20 protein-coding genes are annotated in these 22,892 nt (G+C 58.4%); 13 read left to right on the top strand and 7 right to left on the bottom strand.

The annotated features are described in order from the left end of the window. Window positions 1-29: 29 nt before the first annotated feature. A complete protein-coding gene (locus FE702_RS15370; protein WP_147127203.1) occupies window positions 30-503 on the top strand; it encodes an SRPBCC family protein in 474 nt (157 codons plus the stop codon). 19 nt (window positions 504-522) lie between these two features. Here the strand turns inward: FE702_RS15370 and FE702_RS15375 are convergent, their stop codons facing one another. After that, entirely contained in the window at window positions 523-1,362 is an 840-nt protein-coding gene (locus tag FE702_RS15375) for a prephenate dehydratase (protein WP_147127204.1), read from the bottom strand. A 120-nt stretch (window positions 1,363-1,482) separates the two neighbouring features. Between FE702_RS15375 and FE702_RS15380 the strand changes: the two genes are divergently transcribed. The 5 genes from FE702_RS15380 to FE702_RS15400 all read left to right on the top strand — a co-directional run bounded on the left by FE702_RS15380 (window position 1,483) and on the right by FE702_RS15400 (window position 7,952). After that, window positions 1,483-1,995, top strand: coding sequence for a c-type cytochrome (locus tag FE702_RS15380; RefSeq protein ID WP_147127205.1), 513 nt, complete (start codon window positions 1,483-1,485; stop codon window positions 1,993-1,995). Between the two features lie 197 nt (window positions 1,996-2,192). Continuing rightward, window positions 2,193-4,109, top strand: coding sequence for an extracellular solute-binding protein (locus tag FE702_RS15385; protein ID WP_147127206.1), 1,917 nt, complete (start codon window positions 2,193-2,195; stop codon window positions 4,107-4,109). 4 nt (window positions 4,110-4,113) lie between these two features. Next, window positions 4,114-5,190, top strand: coding sequence for a microcin C ABC transporter permease YejB (locus FE702_RS15390; RefSeq protein ID WP_147127207.1), 1,077 nt, complete (start codon window positions 4,114-4,116; stop codon window positions 5,188-5,190). 3 nt (window positions 5,191-5,193) lie between these two features. Further along, window positions 5,194-6,372 (top strand): ABC transporter permease, encoded by a 1,179-nt coding sequence (locus FE702_RS15395; protein WP_147127208.1) that lies wholly within the window; start codon window positions 5,194-5,196, stop codon window positions 6,370-6,372. Continuing rightward, window positions 6,369-7,952 carry an ABC transporter ATP-binding protein gene (locus tag FE702_RS15400; protein ID WP_147127209.1) on the top strand — a complete coding sequence of 528 codons (1,584 nt, stop codon included), beginning with the start codon at window positions 6,369-6,371 and terminating at the stop codon, window positions 7,950-7,952. Before FE702_RS15395 ends, FE702_RS15400 begins: the two co-directional genes overlap by 4 nt. Before the next feature lie 71 nt (window positions 7,953-8,023). Here FE702_RS15400 and FE702_RS15405 read toward each other — a convergent pair whose 3' ends face one another. Together FE702_RS15405 and FE702_RS15410 are read right to left on the bottom strand one after the other, a co-directional pair. Then, window positions 8,024-9,454: a D-alanyl-D-alanine carboxypeptidase family protein gene (locus FE702_RS15405; protein WP_147127462.1), complete on the bottom strand. Its 1,431-nt coding sequence runs from the start codon at window positions 9,452-9,454 to the stop codon at window positions 8,024-8,026. 210 nt (window positions 9,455-9,664) lie between these two features. Continuing rightward, window positions 9,665-10,351 carry an HAD family hydrolase gene (locus FE702_RS15410; RefSeq protein ID WP_430303247.1) on the bottom strand — a complete coding sequence of 229 codons (687 nt, stop codon included), beginning with the start codon at window positions 10,349-10,351 and terminating at the stop codon, window positions 9,665-9,667. A gap of 132 nt (window positions 10,352-10,483) precedes the next feature. Here FE702_RS15410 and clpS point away from each other — a divergent pair, with 132 nt between their 5' ends. The 5 genes from clpS (at window position 10,484) to FE702_RS15435 (ending at window position 14,434) form a co-directional block, all read left to right on the top strand. Beyond that, on the top strand, window positions 10,484-10,816 hold the full coding sequence (gene clpS, locus FE702_RS15415; protein ID WP_186827134.1) for an ATP-dependent Clp protease adapter ClpS: 333 nt from the start codon (window positions 10,484-10,486) through the stop codon (window positions 10,814-10,816). Between the two features lie 12 nt (window positions 10,817-10,828). Then, window positions 10,829-11,863, top strand: a complete 1,035-nt coding sequence (locus FE702_RS15420) for a class I SAM-dependent methyltransferase (RefSeq protein ID WP_147127212.1) — start codon at window positions 10,829-10,831, stop codon at window positions 11,861-11,863. Between the two features lie 42 nt (window positions 11,864-11,905). After that, a complete protein-coding gene (locus FE702_RS15425; RefSeq protein ID WP_147127213.1) occupies window positions 11,906-12,709 on the top strand; it encodes an SDR family NAD(P)-dependent oxidoreductase in 804 nt (267 codons plus the stop codon). A 47-nt stretch (window positions 12,710-12,756) separates the two neighbouring features. Further along, window positions 12,757-13,650, top strand: coding sequence for an oxygen-dependent coproporphyrinogen oxidase (hemF, locus tag FE702_RS15430; protein ID WP_147127214.1), 894 nt, complete (start codon window positions 12,757-12,759; stop codon window positions 13,648-13,650). A 175-nt stretch (window positions 13,651-13,825) separates the two neighbouring features. Continuing rightward, on the top strand, window positions 13,826-14,434 hold the full coding sequence (locus FE702_RS15435; RefSeq protein ID WP_147127215.1) for an outer membrane protein: 609 nt from the start codon (window positions 13,826-13,828) through the stop codon (window positions 14,432-14,434). 57 nt (window positions 14,435-14,491) lie between these two features. On the opposite strand, the gene hemE is transcribed toward FE702_RS15435, so the two are convergent. Next, a complete protein-coding gene (gene hemE / locus FE702_RS15440; RefSeq protein WP_147127463.1) occupies window positions 14,492-15,532 on the bottom strand; it encodes a uroporphyrinogen decarboxylase in 1,041 nt (346 codons plus the stop codon). Window positions 15,533-15,627: 95 nt separating this feature from the next. Between hemE and hemC the strand changes: the two genes are divergently transcribed. After that, entirely contained in the window at window positions 15,628-16,572 is a 945-nt protein-coding gene (gene hemC / locus FE702_RS15445; protein ID WP_147127216.1) for a hydroxymethylbilane synthase, read from the top strand. A 283-nt stretch (window positions 16,573-16,855) separates the two neighbouring features. Here hemC and FE702_RS15450 read toward each other — a convergent pair whose 3' ends face one another. Beyond that, entirely contained in the window at window positions 16,856-20,392 is a 3,537-nt protein-coding gene (locus FE702_RS15450) for a hydantoinase B/oxoprolinase family protein (RefSeq protein WP_147127217.1), read from the bottom strand. 76 nt (window positions 20,393-20,468) lie between these two features. Here FE702_RS15450 and gloB point away from each other — a divergent pair, with 76 nt between their 5' ends. Further along, a complete protein-coding gene (gloB, locus tag FE702_RS15455; RefSeq protein WP_147127218.1) occupies window positions 20,469-21,236 on the top strand; it encodes a hydroxyacylglutathione hydrolase in 768 nt (255 codons plus the stop codon). On the opposite strand, the gene FE702_RS15460 is transcribed toward gloB, so the two are convergent. Next, complete coding sequence (locus tag FE702_RS15460; RefSeq protein ID WP_147127219.1) at window positions 21,233-21,622, bottom strand: DUF1801 domain-containing protein; 390 nt, start codon at window positions 21,620-21,622, stop codon at window positions 21,233-21,235. The two genes, gloB and FE702_RS15460, sit on opposite strands and share 4 nt — an antisense overlap. 3 nt (window positions 21,623-21,625) lie before the next feature. After that, entirely contained in the window at window positions 21,626-22,720 is a 1,095-nt protein-coding gene (locus FE702_RS15465; RefSeq protein ID WP_255449705.1) for an alcohol dehydrogenase family protein, read from the bottom strand. Window positions 22,721-22,892 lie beyond the last annotated feature (172 nt).

Genomic DNA, 22,892 nt, shown 5'->3' on the forward strand with positions numbered 1-22,892 from the left:
AAGTCTTTGGCGGAGCAGGAAAGGTCATCATGAAGTTTTCAACGCGAGAAGATGTTGAGGTTCCGATCGACGTCGTTTTTCAGGCTTTGTCTGACTTCGACGGTTTCGAAAAACGTGCGCTGCGGCGCGGGGCTGATGTCGAGCGGACCGATAAGCTGAGCACGCCGGGCGTCGGCATGGCGTGGAAGGTTGGCTTTAAGTTCCGGGGTCGGGAACGCACTTTGTTGCCGAAGGTGACGAAGTTTGACCCACCGAACGAGATGGAAGTCACAAGCATCTCTGGCGGCATGGAAGTTGTGATGTCCGTCGAATTGGTTGAACTGTCACCCGCCCGCACGCGGATGTCGGTTGGTCTGGAGACGAAGCCCAACACCCTGTCGGCGCGCCTGTTGGTGCAATCCATGAAATTAGCCAAGGCCAACCTGACCAAACGCTTCAAGGTTGCCGTCGCAGATTACGCCGAGACGATTGAGCGCGACCACCGTGGCGTGGTTGTCGGCTAAGGCGTCTCTTCCAATTTGGTCAGTCGCGGTTGTCGCGTTCGGGATCTGCCGGATAGGTGCCAAGGACTTTGACCATCGACGTAAAGAAGCCGAGCTCCTCCAGCGCGAGTCGTAGGCTTTTGTCGTCTGGGTGCCCCTCGACATCGCTGTAAAACTGTGTGGCCGTGAAATGGCCGCCCACCATGTAGCTTTCCAGTTTTGTCATGTTGATTGCATTGGTCGCGAAACCGCCCATCGCCTTGTAGAGCGCCGCGGGGATGTTGCGGACCTGGAAGACAAAGGTCGTCATCATCTTGTCCGCCCGGCGCGACATGTCGGGCTCCGGTGCCAAAAGAAGAAACCGGGTCGTGTTGTTGTGGTGATCCTCGATCCGGCTGGCGAGCGTATCCAGTTGGTAAATCTCACCAGCCAGACTGCTGGCCAAGGCTGCGACTGTTGGGTCGCCAGCCTCTGCAACCTCGCGGGCGGCGCGCGCATTGTCTGAGCTCACCACGCCGCTGATCCCGTATTCACGCAGGAATGTCCCACATTGCGGCAGGATCACCGCATGCCCCTTGGCATGCGTCACCTGATCCAGCGTGGAACCGGGAACGCCCAGCAGGTTGATTTCGACTTTGACGAATGTCTCGGCAATGATGTTCAGTCCGCTTTCTGGCAGTAGCCGGTGGATGTCGGCCACACGGCCATAAGTCGTGTTTTCGACCGGCACGACACACAGGTCTGCGGCGCCGGATTGAACGGCGGCAATTGTGTCGTCGAAGGTCACGCACGGGACCGGTTCGTGGTCTGGACGAACAGTCACACATGCCTGATGCCCATAGGCACCGAGCTCACCCTGAAACGCGATCCGTTTGGTCATTATTCCTGGTCTCCTGGCCCCAAAAGCAGGGCGTTTGGTCGCGGCTCGTACACCTTGCAGCGCAACCGCGAAAGGCATTAGACCGCGCACAACGGCATACTGAAAACGGACCGCGACACTATGGACACGATGACCTTGACAAAAGTGACGGCTGCTTTGTGCGGGTCACTTCTTGTTTTCCTGCTCGGCTCTTGGGCAGCAGAAGAGATTTATCACGTTGGGGGTCACGGAAAAGACCACAAACAGGCCTACACCATCCCGGTTGAAGGCGGCGATGAAGTGGCCGAAGCCGAAGAAGGCCCAGCATTCGCAGAACTGTTCGCCGCCGCTGATGCCGGCAAGGGCGAAAAGGTCTGGGGCAAATGCCGTGCCTGCCACAAGCTGGAAGACGGCGCGAATGGCACCGGCCCGTACCTGTACGGCGTTGTGGACCGCGAAGTCGCGGCTGTTGACGGCTTCAACTATTCTGGCGCGCTGGCTGCGGTCGCAGACGTGTGGACCCCAGAAGAGCTGAACGGTTTCCTTGAAAATCCAAAAGGTTACGCACCAGGTACGACCATGGGTTTCAATGGCCTGCCAAAACCAGCAGATCGCGCGAACCTGATCGCATATCTGGCGACCTTCGGCGGCTGATCCGGCCACATAGAAAGACGTCCAAGGGCTGCGCATCTGCGCGGCCCTTTTTTTGTACCTGAGCGCCCTGTCGCGTGTTCACCTGACAGTCACATAACAGTCAGGAGAGCTTTTCGCGCCTTGAATGGTCGACAACCGGATTAATACGTTATTTTGTGTCGGAAACCGCCGTCGTCACGAAACAGGATGTCTGTCATATGACCAACCGCCGCCCTGCCGCTGCAACCGCTGTCACACCGCTACATGAGCGAACCTTCTTGAGATGGGCCATGATGGGGGCGTTGACGGCTGGTTTGATCGGCGGGGCTACGCTGCTTCGTGCGGAAAGCCATGAAAACGTCACGGTCAGCCATGGTTATAGTTTCTTCGGCGATCTAAAATATGATGCCGATTTCGAGCATCTGAATTACGTTAATCCAGACGCGCCCAAAGGTGGTGAGATCAGCATCGCGGGGCAGGGAACCTTTGACAGCTTCAACCGCTACACGCTGAAGGGTAACGCTGTCGGTCTCGCCAACATCGGCGATGAAGACATGGTGACTTCGTTCGCGGATGATCCGACGTCGATCTACTGTTTCCTCTGCGAGACGATGGAATACCCGGAAGACATCAGCTGGGTCATCTTCAACATGCGCCCTGAGGTGACATTCTCTGACGGGACCCCGGCGAAAGCCGAGCATGTGAAGCTGTTCTTCGATACAGTTATGAAGGACGGTTTGCCGTCCTTCCGGCAGGCATTTGGCAACTTTGTCGATAGCGTCGAGGTGCTGGACGACTACCGCATCAAATACAACTTTTCACCCGACAGCCCGAAGCGTGACCGGATCGGTCTGGCTGGGATCATCGGGCCTATGCACCCGACATGGTTTGCAGATAACGACCTGACGCTGGACAACACTTGGCCCCGTGGCCCGATGACAGGCACAGGCCCTTATGTTCTTGAGAGTTTTGACTATTCCCGTCAGGTCGTGTGGAAACGGAACCCGGACTATTGGGGCAACGACCTGAACATCAACGTGGGTCGCAACAACTTTGACCGTATCCGGATTGAGTACTTTGGCGACAGCACGGCCGCGCTTGAGGGTTTCAAGGCTGGCACTTACACGTTCCGCACGGAAAACACCTCGCGTCTCTGGGCCACGGCCTATGACTTCCCGGCGATAGAAAATGGCTGGGTGAAGAAAGAAGAACTGGATGACGGCAGCCTTGGACGGATGCAGTCATTCATCTTCAACCTGCGCCGCGAGAAATTTCAGGACATCCGCGTCCGGGAAGCGATCCGTTTGATGTTCAACTTCACGTGGTCGAATGAATCGCTGTTCTTTGGCCTTTACGAACGCCCATCGTCGTTTTGGGAGTTTTCCGAAAACGCGAGTTCGGGCCTTCCAAGCGAAGGCGAACTTGCCATCCTTCAACCGTTGGTCGACGAAGGCTTGCTTGATGCGTCGATCTTGACGGAAGAGGCTGTAACAGCGCCGACTTCGGGCGAACGTCAGTTGGACCGCCGCAACCTGCGCGCTGCATCAGCGCTGCTGGATGAGGCCGGTTGGTTGGTTAATGACGAAGGTCTGCGTGAGAAAGACGGTGAGGTTCTGACGGTCGAGTTCCTCGAAAGCTCGCCTTCGTTTGACCGGGTGATCAACCCCTATGTGGAAAACCTCAAACGTCTCGGGATTGATGCAAAGCTTGATCGCGTTGATCCGGCCCAAGAGCAAGAGCGCGCGCGGTCGTTTGACTTTGACATGACAACGCAGGGTTTCAGCCTTGGCTATGAGCCGTCGACTGGTCTGAAACAGTGGTTCGACAGCAGCCTTCGCGATGACACGTCCCGCAATCTGGCCGGTGTCGCAGACCCTGCCGTGGATCGCCTGATTGATGTGGTGATCGCCTCTGAAACGTCTGAGGAATTGAACACCTCCGTTCAGGCGCTGGACCGCGTGCTTCGGTCGCTCAAGTTCAACGTGCCACAGTGGCAGAACACCAAACATTGGGTGGCCTACTGGGATCAGTACGAATACCCCGACCCGCTTCCGCCGCTTGCTTTGGGCCAATTGGATTTCTGGTGGTTCAACGCTGACAAGGCCGCGAAGCTGAAAGAAGAAGGCGCGCTGTAAACCCATGGGCGCCTATATCCTCCGACGACTTTTGCTGGTGATCCCGACGCTGATTGGTGTCATGATCGTCAACTTTGCGCTGACCCAATTCCTTCCGGGCGGTCCGGTGGAACAGGTGCTGGCGCAGTTGGAGGGGGAAGGCGACGTTCTGGCCGGGATCACCGGGAGCGAAGGTGATCCGACGGCCGGTGGACAAGAAGAGGGCTTCGTTGGCGGGCGCGGTCTGCCTGAAGAGTTCATCGAAGAACTGCAACGCGAATTCGGTCTGGATAAACCGCCCTTTGAGCGTTTCATGCTGATGATGTGGAACTACATGCGCTTTGATTTTGGCGAGAGCTATTTCAGGGATATCAGCGTCGTCGATCTGATCCTTGAAAAGATGCCAGTGTCGATTTCCCTTGGGCTTTGGTCCACGCTTCTTGCCTACCTGATCTCGATCCCGCTCGGTATTCGCAAGGCCGTCCGCGATGGCACACCGTTCGACACATGGACCTCAGGGGCCATCATCGTTGGTTATGCGATCCCCGGGTTCTTGTTCGCGGTTTTGCTGATCGTTTTGTTCGCCGGAGGATCCTATTACCAGATCTTCCCACTACGCGGCCTGACCTCGGACAATTGGGAAGAGCTCAGCGCCATTGGCAAGGTTTTGGATTACCTGTGGCACCTCGTGCTGCCGGTGACAGCGTTGTCGATTTCGGGCTTTGCCACGCTGACCCTGCTGACCAAGAACAGCTTTCTCGATGAGATCAACAAGCAATACGTGATGACGGCCAAGGCCAAGGGGCTGAGCGAGAGCCGCGTCCTCTATGGCCATGTCTTCCGCAATGCGATGCTGATCGTGATCTCGGGCTTTCCGGCGGTGTTCATCGGGGTGTTCTTCGGCGCGTCTTTGATCATTGAGACCTTGTTCAGTCTCGATGGTCTTGGTCGCCTTGGCTTTGAAGCGGCGCTGGAACGGGATTACCCGGTGATCTTTGGCACGCTTTTTGCCTTTGGCCTGATCGGTTTGCTTGTCGGGATCATCTCGGACCTGATGTACGTCGTCGTTGATCCGCGCATCGACTTTGAAAGGAGGGGATAGGTCATGGCCCTCGTTTCAAAAATGTCGCCCATCAACCAGCGCCGCTGGCAAAACTTCCGCAACAACAAGCGCGCCTACTGGTCTTTGATGATCTTTCTCGTGCTGTTCATCCTGTCGCTGTTCGCCGAGTTCATTGCGAATGAGAAACCGATCCTCGTGAACTATCGCGGCGATTACCGGATGCCTATTTTCACCTTCTATTCAGAAGCTGACTATGGCGGAGAATTCCGCACAGAAGCTGTTTATCGCGATCCGGAGGTCCGCTGCCTGATCAAGACCGGCGGTTACGAAGAATGCCTCTACGAACCAGAAGACCTGATCGAACGCGTCGATAGTGGCGAACAGGTATGGGACGAGCAGGCTACTGGATGGGCCATCTGGCCGATCATACCCTACGGCTACCAGAACCCTGTTGACCGCCCCGGTGCCGCGCCACTGCCGCCCAGCCGCGAAAACTGGCTGGGAACGGACGATACCAAGCGGGATGTGGCCGCGCGCGTCATTTACGGGTTCCGACTGTCAATCTTGTTCACTTTGATCGTGACCACCTGCGCGTCGATCATCGGGATCATTGCCGGCGCTGTTCAGGGATATTTCGGCGGTTGGACCGACCTGATCTTTCAACGGTTTCTTGAGATATTTGGCGCGGTACCGTCGCTCTACATCATCATCATCCTGTTCGCGATCCTCGGGCGAAGTTTCTGGCTCCTTGTGCTGCTCAGTATCCTCTTCGGCTGGCCCGCTTTGACCGGACTGGTCAGGGCGGAATTCCTGCGGGCGCGAAATCTGGAATACGTGCGCGCCGCGCAGGCACTGGGTGTCAGCAACTGGACGATCATGTTCCGTCACATGCTGCCCAACGCCATGGTCGCGACGCTGACGATGCTTCCATTCCTTGTGACCGGCACGATCGCGGCCTTGGCGGGGCTTGATTTCCTTGGTTTTGGCTTGCCGTCCTCGGCCCCGTCCCTGGGTGAATTGACGCTTCAGGCCAAGCAGAACCTGCAGGCGCCGTGGCTTGGTTTCACCGCATTCTTCGTCTTTGCGATCATGCTGTCGTTGCTGGTCTTTATATTTGAAGGTGTGCGTGACGCATTTGACCCGCGAAAAGTCTTTGTCGCTGGCGGCGCAGTGAGCGAGACGCAGCCGGTGGCCACATCAAAACAGCAGGCGGCGGAATGAGCGTTTTAGAAGTCCGAAACCTGAGTGTGTCCTTCGGCGCAACGCGGGCCGTGAAGGATGTTTCTTTTGAGGTGGCTCAAGGCGAAACCGTCGCGTTGGTGGGTGAGTCCGGGTCAGGAAAGTCCGTGACCGCGTTGTCAACCGTGCAGCTCTTGGGCGACAACGCCAAGGTGTCAGGTTCTGTCAAATATGGCGGGCAGGAGATGATCGGCGCGGATGAGCTTAAACTGCGACAGGTGCGCGGCAACGACATCAGTTTCATCTTCCAAGAACCGATGACGTCGCTAAACCCGCTGCACACACTGGAAAAGCAGTTGGCTGAGAGCCTGATCCTGCACCAGGGCGTGACCAAGGATGAGGCGCGTCCCCGCGTTCTGGAACTGCTGGAAAAGGTCGGCATTCGCGATGCGGAAAGCCGTCTGGGGGCCTATCCGCACCAGTTGTCAGGTGGGCAACGCCAAAGGGTCATGATCGCCATGGCGCTGGCCAATGGGCCGGAACTCTTAATTGCCGATGAACCGACAACCGCGCTCGACGTGACGATCCAGGCGCAGATTCTGCAGCTCTTGGCGGATTTGCGTCGGTCTGAAAACATGTCGATGCTGTTCATCACCCATGACCTGAACGTTGTGCGCAAATTCGCGGATCGCGTCTGCGTGATGCAACACGGCGAGATTGTAGAGCAGGGTAAGACGGATGAGGTGTTCGATAACCCGCAACATCCCTACACCCAGATGTTGCTGGCAGCCGAACCGACTGGCCAGCCGGCCCCGGTTGAAACTGCAGCAAAGCCAATTGTCGAGACCCAGAACCTGAAAATCTGGTTCCCGATTCAGCGCGGTTTGCTGAAACGCACTGTGGGCTATGTGAAGGCCGTCAACGACGCGACGCTCGAAGTCCGCAGTGGCGAGACGCTGGGCATTGTGGGCGAATCCGGGTCAGGCAAAACCACGCTCGCGTTGGCGATCATGCGGCTCATTGCATCCGAAAACTCGATCCGCTTTCAGGGCAATGAAATCAGCGGGCTGCGCCGCAACCAGATGCGCCCCCTGCGCAAGGACATGCAGATCGTCTTTCAGGACCCTTACGGATCACTGTCGCCACGGATGTCCGTGGCCGAGATCATCGCCGAGGGGCTGGGCGTTCACGGTCTTGTGGCGGGGCAGGATCAGCGCCAGATGGTGGCTGATATCCTGCAAGAGGTCGGGCTCGAAGCCTCTGTCATGGACCGCTACCCGCACGAGTTTTCAGGCGGGCAACGCCAAAGAATCGCAATCGCGCGCGCGATGATCCTGAAGCCGAAATTGGTGGTGCTTGATGAGCCGACTTCGGCGCTGGACATGACCGTGCAAAGTCAGATCGTCGACCTGCTGCGTGACCTGCAGAAGCGGTACGACCTCGCCTATCTCTTCATTAGTCACGATCTGAAGGTTGTTCGCGCACTGAGCCACAAGGTCATGGTGATGAAGCAGGGCGATGTGGTCGAATCTGGGACGACGCAGCAGATTTTCGAGAACCCTCAGACCGAATATACCCGCGAGCTGATCACCGCGGCCTTCGATCTGACAAAGGTTGCCTGAGACCTGTTTTTCTTCTTGCTGAAAATACTTCGGGGTTTGGGGCAGAGCCCCAAGAGCAACCTGTGGTGTGCTTAACCCGGTCCAACCATGAAGCAGGTGTTCCCACGCGCCTGGAGACGCCGACAGGCAAGATCTGCACCATCGCGCGTCAAACCCGCAAAGGTCGCGTCAAACCCGCGATTGCCGCGCACGACGATCCTGCGTGATCCATCCAGCGTGGCCATTTCAGCGAGAGCGACTTTCAGTAGGACCTTCTCGGCGGCAAAACGCGATGGGTAGCGGCCCACATTGATGCCCCAGTGTTTGCCACCTTTCGTGGACGCACGGGTCACAATTTCAGGTTCCACCTGACGCGGGGCAGGGGCTGCTGCTGCGGCTACGATCTGGGCCGGGCGTGCCTTGGGCCGCGCCGCGGGCTTTATGACGGGTGCTTGAGCCACGGTGGTTTGGGCTTGGCTCAAAGCGGCTTCGATATCCGCGCTGCTGACAGCGCTGGAGGCACTGGCGGTGTCGACCGCTTCGACGATATCGGCCTGCGCGACCAAGAGTTCTTGCGCAGGTGCGGACTCACTGCCTGGTCGCATGCGCGGGCGCAGGGATTTCTTTACGGCTGTCACGAGGCGGATGGTCTTGCCTGCACCGCCGTGCGAGGAGGGGGCATAGGTCGGCAAGGCAGGTTTGCGCACAGCGACGCGTGTGGGCGCGCGTTTGAACCCAAGGTCCAAGAGTTCTGCCACTTTGGCGTTGCGCGTTGCCGTCGAACGTCCACCAAATACGGTCGCGATGATGCGTTCGTTGCCACGCTCGGCTGAGGCGACAAGGTTGAAGCCTGCCGCGCGGGTATAGCCGGTCTTGATCCCGTCAGCACCGCGATAGGCGTCCAGCAGGCGACGGTTGGTGTTGCGCACCGTCGTGATCCCCGCATCTGTCGAACGGCGTGAGAACAGGTTGTAGTATTGCGGATAATCATAGAGCAGGCGACGCCCCATGATTGTCATGTCACGCGCTGTCGACAGGTGCCCTGCCTCGGTCAGACCATGCGCGTTCTTGAATGTTGTCCGCGTCATGCCAAGCGCCTTGGCTGTTCGGTTCATGCGCCGGGCAAAGGCTGCTTCGCTGCCTGAGATACCTTCGGCAATGGCTGTTGCTGCATCATTGGCTGATTTCACGGCAGCCGCGCGGATGAGGTAGCGCAACTTAATCTTTTGACCTGCCCGCAATCCGATCTTGGATGGGACTTCGTTTGCTGCCTTGGATGACACCTTGATGGGAGTATCCAGCGTGATTTCCCCACGACGGACGGCTTCAAAGGCCACATAAAGGGTCATCATCTTGGTCAGCGATGCCGGGTGTAGGCGCGTGTCGGCATTGCGCGAATGCAGGACTTCGCCTGATCGCGCGTCCATCACCATGGCTGCATAGGGTGCGGCCTGCGCCACGCTGCCCAGCGTCAAAAATACAAGAAAAGTCAGGGTCGAAACCCACTGCCCAGGACGCCACATCACGTCGGTCCGCCTCAATCTGCCTCAGCTCAATATCGACCGCAGGTTAGCCCGCGTGCCATTTTGGTTGCGTTAAAGCTAACACATTGATGCTTTTGCTAAAAACGAAAAGGCCCCCTGAAATGAGGCAATTTTGGGGCAGGTGCCTCCACATGTGGGGTGTGGCAGGTCTAGCGCTACGAGATGTGCAATTGTGGCGGCAATGTGGCGTCAGGCCGATCCGCGCAGCAAATCAGGAAGCTCTCGGATTGTGCTGATTTGCCGAAAGCGAGGATGGTTGTTCGGGGTGTCCGCGCGCTCCAATTCCCATTCGATATGGAACGGCACAAAGGTCGCCCAACCGCCGACCTCTAGGACCGGCAGGATATCGGATTTCATGGAATTTCCGACCATCATCACCCGATCAGGCGTCTCGAAAATCCGGCGGTAGGTGGCGGGTTCTTTCTGGCTGACGATGTGGACATCTGAAAAGAGATCCCCCAAGCCTGAAGCAGCAAGTTTCTCCTCTTGGTGGAGCAAGTCGCCTTTCGTTACGAGGGTGAGCCTGTGCTGCTCAGACACCTCTGTCAGCGTCTCTTTCACTCCGGGGAGAAGCTCAACAGGATGCGCCAAGAGATCGCGCCCATTGGCCAGAATTTCCTGAATGACCGCACCGGGGACCTGTCCGTTCGTCACCTCGAGAGCCGTTTCGATCATCGATAGTGTAAAGCCCTTCACGCCGAAGCCATAGCGCCCGATGTTGCGCTTTTCCGTTTCAAGCAGCCGTGCCTGAAGGTCTTCGGCATCGTTATGCGGACTCAAAAGCTCGACAAACCGCTCTTGGGTCAGCTGAAAGAACGTCTCGTTGTGCCAAAGCGTATCATCGGCATCAAAGGCGAGCGTCGTTAATCTATCCACAACACAAATCTCTCCACGGTGAAGCACCCTCTTTTCATGGCAGGTGTGAGCCATATATAGAAGCGTCTGAAATCGACATGGATTGATCGCATGACCAAGGCATTGGCCAAGTCACCTTCGAAAGTCTTCCTTATGGCCGACCAGCCGGACGACGGCGGCGTGGGCGATGATGGCGATGTGAGCGTGGTTCTGGACACGCGGTCCAAAACCAAGCGCCCGCCATTGTACAAGGTCATGATCCTGAATGACGATTACACACCGATGGAATTCGTCGTCATGGTGCTTGAGCGGTTCTTTGGCATGACACACGCCCAGGCGTTTGAATTGATGCTGACCGTTCACAAAAAGGGCGTCGCGGTCGTCGGTGTCTTCAGCCACGAGATTGCCGAAACCAAGGTGGCGCAGGTGATGGATTTTGCTCGCCGTCATCAGCACCCGCTGCAATGCACCATGGAAAAAGAATAAAGGCCGCAGAGTTTGCGACTTTCCCTCGCGATTGAGGCCGGGCTGGAGATACCGGACGGCCCGCTGGTGGTGCGCCATCCAACCGTTGAAACGGACCTGTCTGCTGTTCCAGATGCCGTTATCGACACACCTGACTGGATTGTTGCTCAAGCTATGACAACACAGGGACGGCAGCTCGAAGAAGAGCCAGCCGTCTATGCCGCGACGGTGATTATCCTTCCCCGCTCCAAGGAATTGGCACGTGACCTGATTGCGCACGCGGCGGCCACCACCAATGGGCCGGTCATTGTTGACGGGCAAAAAACCGATGGTGTCGACAGCTTATGGCGTGCGTGCCGCGAACGGACCGAGGTCGCAGGTTCGGTGACCAAGGCGCATGGGCGCTGTTTCTGGATGCGGGCTGACGCGAATGCCTTTGCCGACTGGGCGTGGGAACAGCCAGATATTCATGGCTTTGCGCTGGCGCCGGGCGTGTTTTCTGCCGACGGAATAGACCCCGGATCTTATGCGCTTGCAGAGGTATTGCCCGAAACCCTGAAGGGCCGTGTTGTCGATCTTGGTGCTGGCTGGGGCTACTTGAGCGCGGTCGCGCAAGCGCGCGGAGCCGAGTTTGTCGATTGTGTCGAAGTGAACGCCATGGCGTTGGAATGCGCCGCCTTGAACGTCGACGCAGACCGCGCTGCGTTTCATTGGCACGATGCGACAACTTGGAAACCAAGCGTGCAGCCCGATCATGTCGTCATGAACCCGCCGTTTCACACGGGTCAAAGCGGGGCATCCGGACGTAAGGGCGCGCCTGAACTCGGCGCGGCGTTTATCGCTAATGCTGCCCGCATGCTCGGCGGATCCGGGAACCTCTGGATTGTGGCCAACCGACATCTTCCTTACGAAGACGTGCTCAACACGTATTTTGCATCGGTCACCGAATTGCCCGGCCCACCCGGCACCGAGGGATATAAACTCTATCATGCGACCCGACCGCAGACACGCGGAACGTCTCCGGCCAAGGCAGGTCGCACCGTCACAAGACATCGCGCAAGACGCTAAGATCGCCTAGTCTGCGCTGGGGTAAGAATCGGGATACACACCATGGGATTTTCGATTGCGGGCAAAACCGCCATCGTCACCGGCGCCGCAAACGGCGTTGGACTGGCCATCGGCCGCCAGTTTGTCGAAGCAGGGGCCAATGTCGTCTTTGCCGATATGGACGAGGAGCGGTTGCAGGACCAGATCGGTGATGATGCCGCCAAAGAAGAGGCTGTCCGTCTATTTGCTGGCGACCTGCGCGAGAAACTGACAGTTGCAAACCTGCTCTCGGCGACGATTGATGCCTTTGAACAGGTCGACATCCTGATCAACGCGTCACGCCAGATGATTCCGTCTGATCCGCTGAATGCCGAAGACGACTCGGTTCAGAAGTTGATCGAACAGAATCTGCTTACTTCATTGAAATTGTCGCAACTGGTTGCGAAACGCATGATCAAGCAAGCGGCGGACAGCGATGCGGCGACGATCGGGTCAATTGTGAACTTGTCTTCCATTGCGGCCCGGCGCGCACAGCCAGAGCTTTTGGCCTACTCTGTCTCGACTGCCGCGTTGGATCAAATGACCCGCTCCTTGGCCGTGGCGCTGGCCGAGCATCGAATCCGGGTCAATGCCGTGGCCTTTGGCTCGGTTATGTCGGCGTCGCTAAAAGGACAACTGGATGAACACGGCGACTATCGGGATCTCATCCGGGAAAATACGCCCATTGGCCGCATCGCTTCGGCACGCGAAGTTGCAGAGGCCGTTCAATTCCTGGCATCTGACGGGGCAGGGTTCATGACCGGCCAGATCATCACCGTCGATGGTGGTCGCACCCTGATTGACCCAGTTGCCGTACCGGCGCACTAGCGCGTTCCTGACCTGCCTGCTAAGTGTCAACTTGAGGAGACACTTTTATGACCGAGATGTTTGACGACCACAAAGCCAGAGCCTCTGGTTGGTTCCGCGAGTTGCGTGATCAGATCGTTGCCGCTTTTGAAGACCTTGAAGACACGCAGACAACCGGTCCGTTTGCTGAACTTCCGGCTGGTCGCTTTGAGGTGACTGAAACCCGCAGGACATCTGACGATGGCTCGGATGCAGGCGGTGGCCTGATGAGCGTGATGCGTGGTGGTCGGGTGTTCGAAAAGGTCGGCGTCAATATCTCGACCGTCTACGGGACATTGGGCGAACGCGCGCAGGCCGCAATGGCCGCGCGCAAGGGCATCCCCGGCATGAAGGACGATCCGAGGTTCTGGGCCTCTGGCATCTCGCTTGTCGCGCATATGCGCAACCCGCACACGCCCTCGGTTCATATGAACACGCGCATGTTCTGGACGCCGCACGCATGGTGGTTTGGGGGTGGGTCAGACCTGAACCCTTGCATCGAATACGAAGAAGATACGGCTGACTTTCACCGTGTGTTGAAAGAGCACTGCGATCCGCATGGCGACACGATCTATCCCGAGTACAAGGCTTGGGCTGATGAGTATTTCTACGTGCCGCATCGCAACCGGGCGCGTGGCGTGGGCGGCATCTTTTACGATGATCGCAATACAGGCGATTGGGAGGCCGACTTTGCGCTCACGCAGGATGTCGGTCGTGCGTTTTTGCCAGCGTACCTTCCGCAGGTGGAAAAGCACCGCGACCAACCTTGGACTGACGCGGACAAGGACGCGCAATTGGTCCACCGTGGGCTCTATGCAGAATACAATCTGGTCTACGACCGCGGCACAAAGTTCGGGCTCGAAACCGGACATGATGCAAATGCGGTGCTCATGAGCCTGCCTCCATTGGCGAAGTGGGTGTAGCCTCACACCAAATCACAGATCTGTTCTGTTTCAGATGACCGGCAGCGACCTGCCGGTCATTTTTGTTGGAACCGGCAAGGGTTGGCCGCGTTTGTGACGTAGCGCTGCCTAAACCTATGAGTGCAATGGATTCGCCATAGGTCGTTGGGCAGGAAACATAACGACGGAGAGTGACATGAAACAACTTCTTCTGCTGACCACCGCCTTCGGCCTCGCCACAACGCTTTCGCTTCCGGCCGTTGCAGGCGGGTTTGAAGATCCAGTGATCGAGACGCCGACAATCGTCCCGAATACACCGCCGCTGCCAGCGCGCTATGATTGGACCGGGTTCTCAATCGGCGGCCAGCTGAGCTTTGGTGATGTCAACACCGATGGACCAGAGCTTGACGGCGAAGATGCCCTTTACGGTTTCCGGGCCTACTATGACTATGACTTCGGCAATTTCATCGCGGGTGGTGGTCTGCAATACGACGCCGCTGACATTGACCTCGACGGTGTCGCCGCGATTGAGAGCGTACTGCGCCTGGGCGGCCGGGTTGGCGTTGGGTCGGGTCAAAACTGGTACTACGGCACGGCTGGGTTTGCTCGTGCCGATACCGATGCCGGAGCTGCTGATCCGGGCTCGTCAAACGGCTATTTCATTGGTGCAGGCTACGAAGTTGCGCTGAGCGACACCTTCACGATCGGGGCCGAGATCCTCTACCACGAGTTTGACGATTTCGACATCGATACGCTGGAAGCCGAAGCAACAACCATTGGCTTGTCGGCCAACTATCGCTTCTAAAATCTGACTTCTAAAAAAAGGCCACCTTCGCGGTGGCCTTTTTCATGTCTGTTGGTCTTAGGCGCTGCGCACGGTTTCGATCATCAGCGCGACATTGTCTGGGTCCGCATCTGGCGTAATGCCATGGCCCAGATTGAAGATGTGCGGCCCGTTGCGGAAGGCCTCAACGATTGCGCGGGTCTCATCAATCAGATCCTGCCCGCCTGTCACCATGTGACGTGAGGCCAGATTGCCCTGAACGCACCCATCTTTCTGAACGTTTTCAGCCGCCCAAGTCGCGGAGACCGAGTTATCGAGCGCGACGCAATCGGCGCCTGTCGCCTTTGCAAAGCCGATGTAGCCTTCTCCGGCTTCGCGTGGGAACGCGATAATTGGCACGTCGGGGTGGCGTGCTTTCAGGGCCGAGATAATCGTTTTGGCTGGCTGAAGCGCGTATTTCTCAAAGGCTGCGCCCTTGAGCGATCCTGCCCAGCTGTCGAACAGTTTGACTGTTTCCGCACCGGCCTGAATTTGCATCGACAAATATTCAATGGTGGCAAGTGTCAGGCGCTCCATTAAGGCGTCAAAGACGGCTGTGTTCTCAGCCATCAATGCGTGAGCAGGGCCTTGGTCAGGGGTGCCGCGACCTGCGATCATATAGGTGGCAACTGTCCAAGGCGCGCCTGCAAACCCGATCAAAGCCGTTTCCTTGGGCAACTCGCGCGACAGGATGCGCACCGTTTCGTAGATCGGGGCCAGGTGATCGTGGACATCGTCGGGGCCTTTCAGCTTGGCGAAATCCGCATCAGACGTGATGGTCGACAGACGTGGCCCTTCGCCCGTCACAAACCAAAGGTCTGCGCCCAAGGCCTCCGGGATCAACAGGATATCAGCGAACAGAATCGCCGCATCAAACCCATACCGGCGGATCGGCTGTAGCGTGACCTCGGCAGCGAGGTCGGAATTGTAGCACAGCGACAGAAAGTCCCCTGCTTCTGCGCGCGTGGCGCGGTATTCAGGCAGGTACCGGCCCGCTTGGCGCATCATCCAGATCGGTGGAGTCGGGAGCGTTTCGCCCGCAAGGGCGCGCATCAATAGCTTTTCGGAGGCGACAGTCATAAGGGTGTCTTTCATGGTGAACGCCTCTTTGGCAAGTGTCAGTTTTAATTGACACTATACTTGTCAGCTTAGCATCCTGCAATTAGGAAGGTGGCATGAAGAACGTGTCCGCAGACGCCCCGCTCAAGATCGGAACCAGAGGGTCCCCACTCGCTCTGGCTCAGGCTTATGAAACCCGCTGCCGCCTGATGGCTGCCCATGATTTGCCCGAAGCGGCCTTCGAGATCGTGGTCATCAAGACAACTGGCGACAAGGTTCTGGATCGCCCGCTGAAAGAGATCGGCGGGAAGGGTCTTTTTACGCGCGAGATTGAAGATGACTTGTTGTCAGGTGCCATCGATATCGCTGTGCACTCAATGAAGGACATGCCGACAATCCAGCCAGATGGCCTGATCCTTGAAACATATCTCCCGCGTGAAGACACGCGCGATGCCTTTGTGACCTTGGGCGATTTGACATTAGCGACCCTGCCACAGGGCGCAAAAGTCGGCTCTAGTTCTCTTCGCCGTCGGGCCCAGTTGCTCAGTTATCGCAATGACCTCGACGTGGTCGACTTCCGCGGCAATGTGCAGACCCGGTTGAAAAAACTCGGCGACGGCGTGGCGCTGGCGACGTTTCTTGCCATGGCTGGCTTGAACCGCCTCGAAATGGCGGAGGTGCCTGCAATAGCGATCGCGCCGGAGGATATGCTTCCTGCTGTCGCGCAAGGTGCAATCGGGATTGAGCGACGTCAGGACGACGCAGACACTGCGGCCATGCTTGATGCAATCCACCATATACCGACTGGACGCAGACTCGCCGCCGAACGCGCGTTCCTGAAAACCTTGGACGGCTCATGTGAGACACCGATTGCAGGTCTTGCAGAACTTGACGGCGATACGCTGCGCCTGCGTGGGGAAATCCTGCGCCCCGACGGATCAGAACGTCTGGCCGATGAAATCAGCGGTCCTGTCGCCGAGGGTGCGCATCTGGGCCAGACCCTGGGCGAGCGGTTGCTCTCGCGCGCACCAGCTGGTTTTTTCGACTGGCGCGCCGCCTGATCTCAAACACAGGCCCTCCCGCCTCCCTTCTGCGCCACGCAGGCGTGGCTTGAACCAAAGGGGTCGCGCTGCGCGCGTATGGCCGTACCGGCCATCCCTGCGGGGCGAGTATTTTGAAAACATAGAAGGAATGCGATGCCGCTAATCCTTCTATGTTTCGAAATACTCCGGGGTTTAAGGGGCAGAGCCCCTTTCGCCGCCGCAGGCGGCGCCCCCTAGGGTCACAGGTCCGCAGGACCGAAGAGGGAGGTGGGTGGGACCGTGCCCTTGAAAGGTCTGGGCGTCAGGGCGCTCCCCAGCCGCCGCCACCGGGTGTATCCATGCCAAAGACACTGCCTGCGGGCAGGTCGATTTCATCATTGCCGCCAAGAGCCACATGGCGTCCGTCAGGCAGTTCGGCCCAATTTCGTCCGACTTGTCCCGGTGCACCGCCGTCGCCGCCAAAGGGCGGGACCTTTCGGTGGCCGCAAAGAACAGTGACGGTCACCGGATCGAGAAACCGCAAACGGCGGGTGCAGCCTGCCCCGCCGGTCCATTGCCCAGCCCCGCCCGAGCCATGCCGAATGCGCCAGTCCTCGAGCCGAACCGGGAATCGCTTTTCAAGAATCTCAGGGTCTGTGGACAGGGTGTTTGTCATATGTGTCTGAACGGCGTCGCAGCCGTCAAAGCCCGGTCCGGCACCGGTACCGCCGCAGATTGTCTCGTAATTCTGGAAGCTGTCATTGCCCCAGACAAAGTTGTTCATAGTGGCCTGTGACCCGGCAATGACACCCAGTGCACCAAAGAGCGCATTGCAGGCCGCTTGGCTGACCTCGGTATTGCCTGCAATCACGGCTGCGTCCGGGCCGGGGTTCAGCATCGACCCTTCCGGGACGATAATCTCGATGGGTTTGAGACAGCCTTCGTTCAGGGGGATGTTCTGCTGGACCAGAGTGCGGAAGCAATAGAGAACGACCGCCCGGCACACGGCCAGGGGGGCATTGTAGTTGCCCGCATGTTGGGGCGAGGTGCCTGTGAAATCGACGATGACCTTGTCAGATGCAGGGCGCACCGCAACGCGGATCACCTGCCCTATGTCCATTGGATATTCAAACGACGCTGCTTTCAAACCCGGCAAAAGCGCACGGATCGACGCCTCTGCATTGTCCTGCACATGGCCCATATAGGCCGTAACGACTGCCTCGGAATGCGTCGCGACCAATTTGAGCAACTCGCGCTTGCCGGTTTCATTGGCGGCCACCTGCGCCTTCAGGTCGGCAAGGTTCTGCGCGATGTTCCGGCACGGGTATCGGCCTGACGCCAGGATTGCGTGGGCATGCTCCTCAAGGAACCGGCCCTTGGACACCAGTTTGGTGCATTCGATGACCACGCCTTCTTCTTCCAGCGTTGTCGAATCGGGTGGGGCTGATCCCGGTGTGCGACCGCCAATATCGGCATGGTGGCCACGTGCACCCAGCCAATAGGCTGCTTTGCCATCTACGAAAATCGGGGTGACAACCGTCACGTCGGGCAGGTGCGTGCCGCCGTCATAGGGCGCGTTCAGCATGAATGCGTCACCGTCGGAACTGTCTTCTCGCATCACGCGTTTGATCGCCGCTGACATCGAGCCGAGATGGACAGGAACGTGTGGAGCATTGGCGACCAGATCCCCAGCCGCGTCAAAGATCGCACATGAGAAGTCAAGGCGCTCCTTGATGTTCACCGACCAAGAGGTGTTCGCCAGCGTCGCGCCCATCTGGTCGGCGACTGACATGAAAAGGTTGGACATCACCTCAAGCGTGACCGGGTTCAAATCGGTTGTCGTTTCGGCCTGGCTCGATGCGCCATCGGTTTCAAGGATCAGGTTTCCATGCGCGTCCTGAAACGCCGTCCAACCTGCTTCGACGAAGTTGGTGCCGGTTGGTTCCTTGATCACTGCGGGGCCAACCACACGGACGTCAGTGGCCAGCGCGGAGCGGTCATGGAGCGGCACATCGGTCCATCCGTCAGTAAACATTTGGATTTGAGTGTCCGATTGTCCGTGCCCGTCGGTCATCTGGCGGCTTGGTGCTTCTCCGCTGCGCCCTACCGCTTCAGCGGCGAGCATCTCAAAGCAGATGGTCCGCTCCGGCGAAATGAACCCGAACCGTGCCATGTGGGCGGCCTCAAAGGCGTCTTTCATCCGGGCTTCGGTTCCAAATGCAATCTCAAGCGATTGATGCTGACCTTCGTAGAGAAGATGCGCGGTGCGGATGTAATCGATCTGGCGGGCGCCTTGGGCGGCAACTTCTGCGCCTGCGTCATGTGCAAGTGCGTCAAGGCGGTCGCGCGCGGCCTCCAAGATGCTCAACGGGCCGTCGAAGGTTTCTTCCTTGAGCGCGCGAATGTCTGCCAATCCCATGCCATAGGCGCTGAGCACGCCTGCAAAGGGGTGCAGCATGACGCGTTTCATGCCCAAGGCCTCGGCCACGAGACAGGCGTGTTGTCCGCCTGCGCCGCCAAAGCATTGCAGAGTGTAACGAGACACGTCATGGCCGCGTTCGACGCTGATCTTCTTGATAGCGTTGGCCATGTTGTCGACGGCGATCTTGAGGAAACCCTGCGCCAGCGCTTCCGGCTCCATACCGAGTTCCGCGCCTAACTCTGAAAATTTTGCGCGCACGACATCCACATCCAACGGCTCATCCCCGCCGGGACCGAACACATTTGGAAAATGATCTGGATTGAGCTTCCCCAACATCACGTTGCAATCGGTGACGGTCAGTGGGCCACCACGCCGATAACAGGCGGGGCCGGGGTCTGCGCCTGCGCTTTCGGGGCCGACTTGAAGCCGCCCGTCCCGGTATGTGCAGATAGAGCCGCCGCCTGCCGCGACGGTGTGAATCTCCATCATGGGCGCACGCATGCGCACGCCTGCAACTTCGGTCTCGAACGTGCGTTCGAGGGTGCCGGCGTAGTGGCTGACATCGGTCGAAGTTCCGCCCATGTCAAAGCCGATCAGTTTGTCGAATCCAGCAGCTTTTCCTGTTTCCACCATCCCCACGATGCCTCCTGCAGGGCCGCTTAGGATCGCGTCTTTACCTTGAAAGCTGGCGGCATCAGCCAGTCCACCGTTGGACTGCATGAACAGAAGCGCATCGCAAGCGCGCCCAAGGTCTAGGGCGCTGGCCACCTGATCCACGTATCGGCGTAGTTTCGGCGACAGGTAGGCGTCGACGACCGTGGTATCGCCGCGCCCGACCAGCTTGGCCAGACGGCTGACCTGATGGCTTGTGCTGATCTGGGTGAATCCGATCTCGGCAGCGATAGCCGCCAATCGTTCTTCATGCGCCGGATTGATGTGCGCGTGCATCAGAGCGATGGCGACACCCCGCAAGCCTGCGTCATACGCCGCCTGCATGTCGGCGCGGGCTCGGGCTTCGTCGAGTTCGGTAACCACGCAGCCCTCGGCATCCAGTCGCTCGGACACTTCGGCCACGCGGTCATAGACAAGCTCAGGGCGTTTGATGTGCAACGCGAACAGGTCTGGACGTGTTTGGTAGCCGATGCGCAAAAGGTCCGCGAACCCCTGCGTAATCATAAGCAAAACCGGGTCGCCCTTGCGCTCTAGCAGCGCGTTGGTCGCCACGGTTGTCCCCATCTTCACAGCGGCGATGCTATGATCCGGGAGGTCCGTGGTGCCGATCAGATCGTGGATGCCTTGGACGGCCGCATCGCGGTAGCGTTCGGGGTTCTCAGACAGCAGCTTGTGCGTCACGAGGGTCCCGTCGGGGCGCTTGGCGACGATGTCGGTAAAGGTGCCGCCCCGGTCGATCCAGAACTCCCATGCGCCGTCACTCATGCCCGTCTCCTTTCAGGAATGGACAGAGGTCAACCTCAGCCTTACCTCAGTGTCAAATGCAAAGAGGGAGGCGCAGATGGCCGTCGATGTCATTCAGTTCGGGTATAACAGCGACAATTACGGAGCGCTGATCCGTGATCGGGCTACGGGCAAGGTGGCTTGCGTGGATGCTGGCGACGCCGCGCCAATCCTCGAAGTGCTGGAAGATCAGGGCTGGACGCTGGATCAGCTCTGGATCACGCATCACCACTGGGACCACACCGATGATCTGGGCAAGGTCAAAGAGGCGACCCGATGCACGGTGATCGGTCCGGCCTACTCTGGTTCTGATAAACTGGCGTTGGATCAACGCGTGGGTGATGGCGACATCTTTCAGCTTGGTGAAAGCGCTGTGTCGTGTCTGCACACGCCGGGACACACGATGGATATGATCAACTATTACATCCCCGGTGGCAGCGTCGTTTTCACGGGTGACACCCTGTTTTCGTTGGGATGCGGGCGCATGTTTGAAGGAGATGCAGAGACGATGCAGGCCTCGATGGCGAAGCTGCGCGCGCTGCCCGATGACACCATGGTCTATTGCGGCCACGAATACACGCAATCCAACGCAGCTTTCGCGGTCACAGTGGACCCGGATAACGCTGCCTTGGAGGCTCGTGCGGATGAAGTTGCGGCCCTGCGGGCCGATGACCAGCCAACGGTGCCAGTGCGGCTGGGGGATGAAAAGGCGACCAACCCGTTCCTGAGATATGATGACCCTGCGGTTCAGGCTGCCATTGGCATGACCGGGGCAGGCGCGGCAGAGGTGTTTGGCAAGCTGCGCAGCATGAAGGATAACTTCTAGGCGCGCCCTCGCTTGTTCTGGTGATAGGTCAGCGCCATGGCGACCATCTGGTCGAACGCTGCATGGTCAAATGCGCCTGCCGCTGGAATGAGGACGCCGCGATTGCCTTCGTAGGTAAACGCGTCAGGAAACAAACTGCGCCATTGTTCGACCAGCGAGGTCTGGCAATGCACGAACAAGGCGCATTGCTCAGCCCTTGCGCCCAGGCGGATCGTTGTCCCGATTTGCTTTGGCGGAACCAAGGCAGGCTCTCCCCATTTCAGGGTCTCTTCGATTGGGGCGACGCCTATATCACTTGCGACTTTCAGAATGCGCGCGCGCAATTCCAAAAGCCGATCGGCATAGTCCGGAGCGGTGTCTTGAATGATCGAGATAAGATCGCTCATGGGTCAGGGGGTGACCACGATGTTGCCGGTGTGTTTCTTGTCGATGAAGGCCTGCTGGCCTGCGTGGAAATCTTCCAACGCATATGTGGCTGCCAGCATCGGTTTGACTTCGCCGCGTTCGATATAGCCAACAAGGTTCGGGAAAATGTGCGGCGGGTTCACGGTGGAGCCAAAAAACGAAAGGTCCATCAGGTAAAGGGTGCGCACATCCAGTGACACGATTGGGCCAGCGATAGCCCCAGAGGTCACATAGCGTCCGCCACGATCCAGCGCGTCGATCACGGTAGGGAAATAATCACCGGCCACGATATCTGCGACCACAGAGACTTTATCCTGACCAATGGCCTCATGAAGAGCCGCTGGCAGGTTGTCTGGTGCGCGGGGCAGGATGGCGTCTGGTCCACATTTTGCGACGTCGCCGTGTTTGGCTGGGCTGGCCAGCGCCACAACCTTTGCGCCCCTGCGTTTGGCAAGTTGGATCAACGCCCCGCCAACACCTCCAGAGGCACCCGTAACAAGAACGGTGTCCTCTGCGCCGACGCTCGCCCGGTCGAGCATGCCTTCTGCTGTGGAGTATGAGCACGAAAAGGTCGCAAGTTCTGCGTCGCTCAACTCGCTCTCGACAGCCGCCACATTGCGCCAGTTCGTTTTGGTATATTCTGAATATCCACCGTCTGCCTCGGACCCGAAATAGCCAGTTTTATGCATATTCATTGGGTCGTCCCAATCGCGCAGCCAATTGTCTGTGATCACGCGTTTACCGATGAGCGCCTGATCCGCCTTGGCCCCCGCCGCAACGACCGTTCCGCAGACATCCGCGCCCTGGATGCGCGGGAACTGGATGCCGGCACCGCCCCATGTATTGTCCGCCGTACCGTCCAATGTCTCATAGGCGCCGCCGGTCGTCGCTTCGGTTACGGATTTTGAATACCATCCGGCGCGAGTGTTAACGTCCGTATTGTTCATCCCGCAGGCCGCGACCTTGATCAGAACTTCGTCCGGTCCGATCTCTGGCACAGGCCACGCGGTCTCAAATTCGAGGGCGTCGAGCCCGCCGTGGCGTTTCAATACAACTGCGCGCATTGTTTTGGGGATCATGGGATATCCTTTTGCTCTGCCTGCCGCACCATAGCCGCAGCTAGCGCGCGCAGGGCAAGCCGGAAATCCCCGTATTCTGGCCCGGAAACGGCATTTCATTTTGACCTTTGCCGCAGACAAGCCAATCGGCCGCGCGAAAATGGTGCAGGTTTGCGCCTGCCGATGGCGAAAA

The organism is Shimia ponticola (assembly GCF_007995215.1).
In the GTDB taxonomy this organism is placed as follows: Bacteria; Pseudomonadota; Alphaproteobacteria; order Rhodobacterales; family Rhodobacteraceae; genus Shimia_B; species Shimia_B ponticola.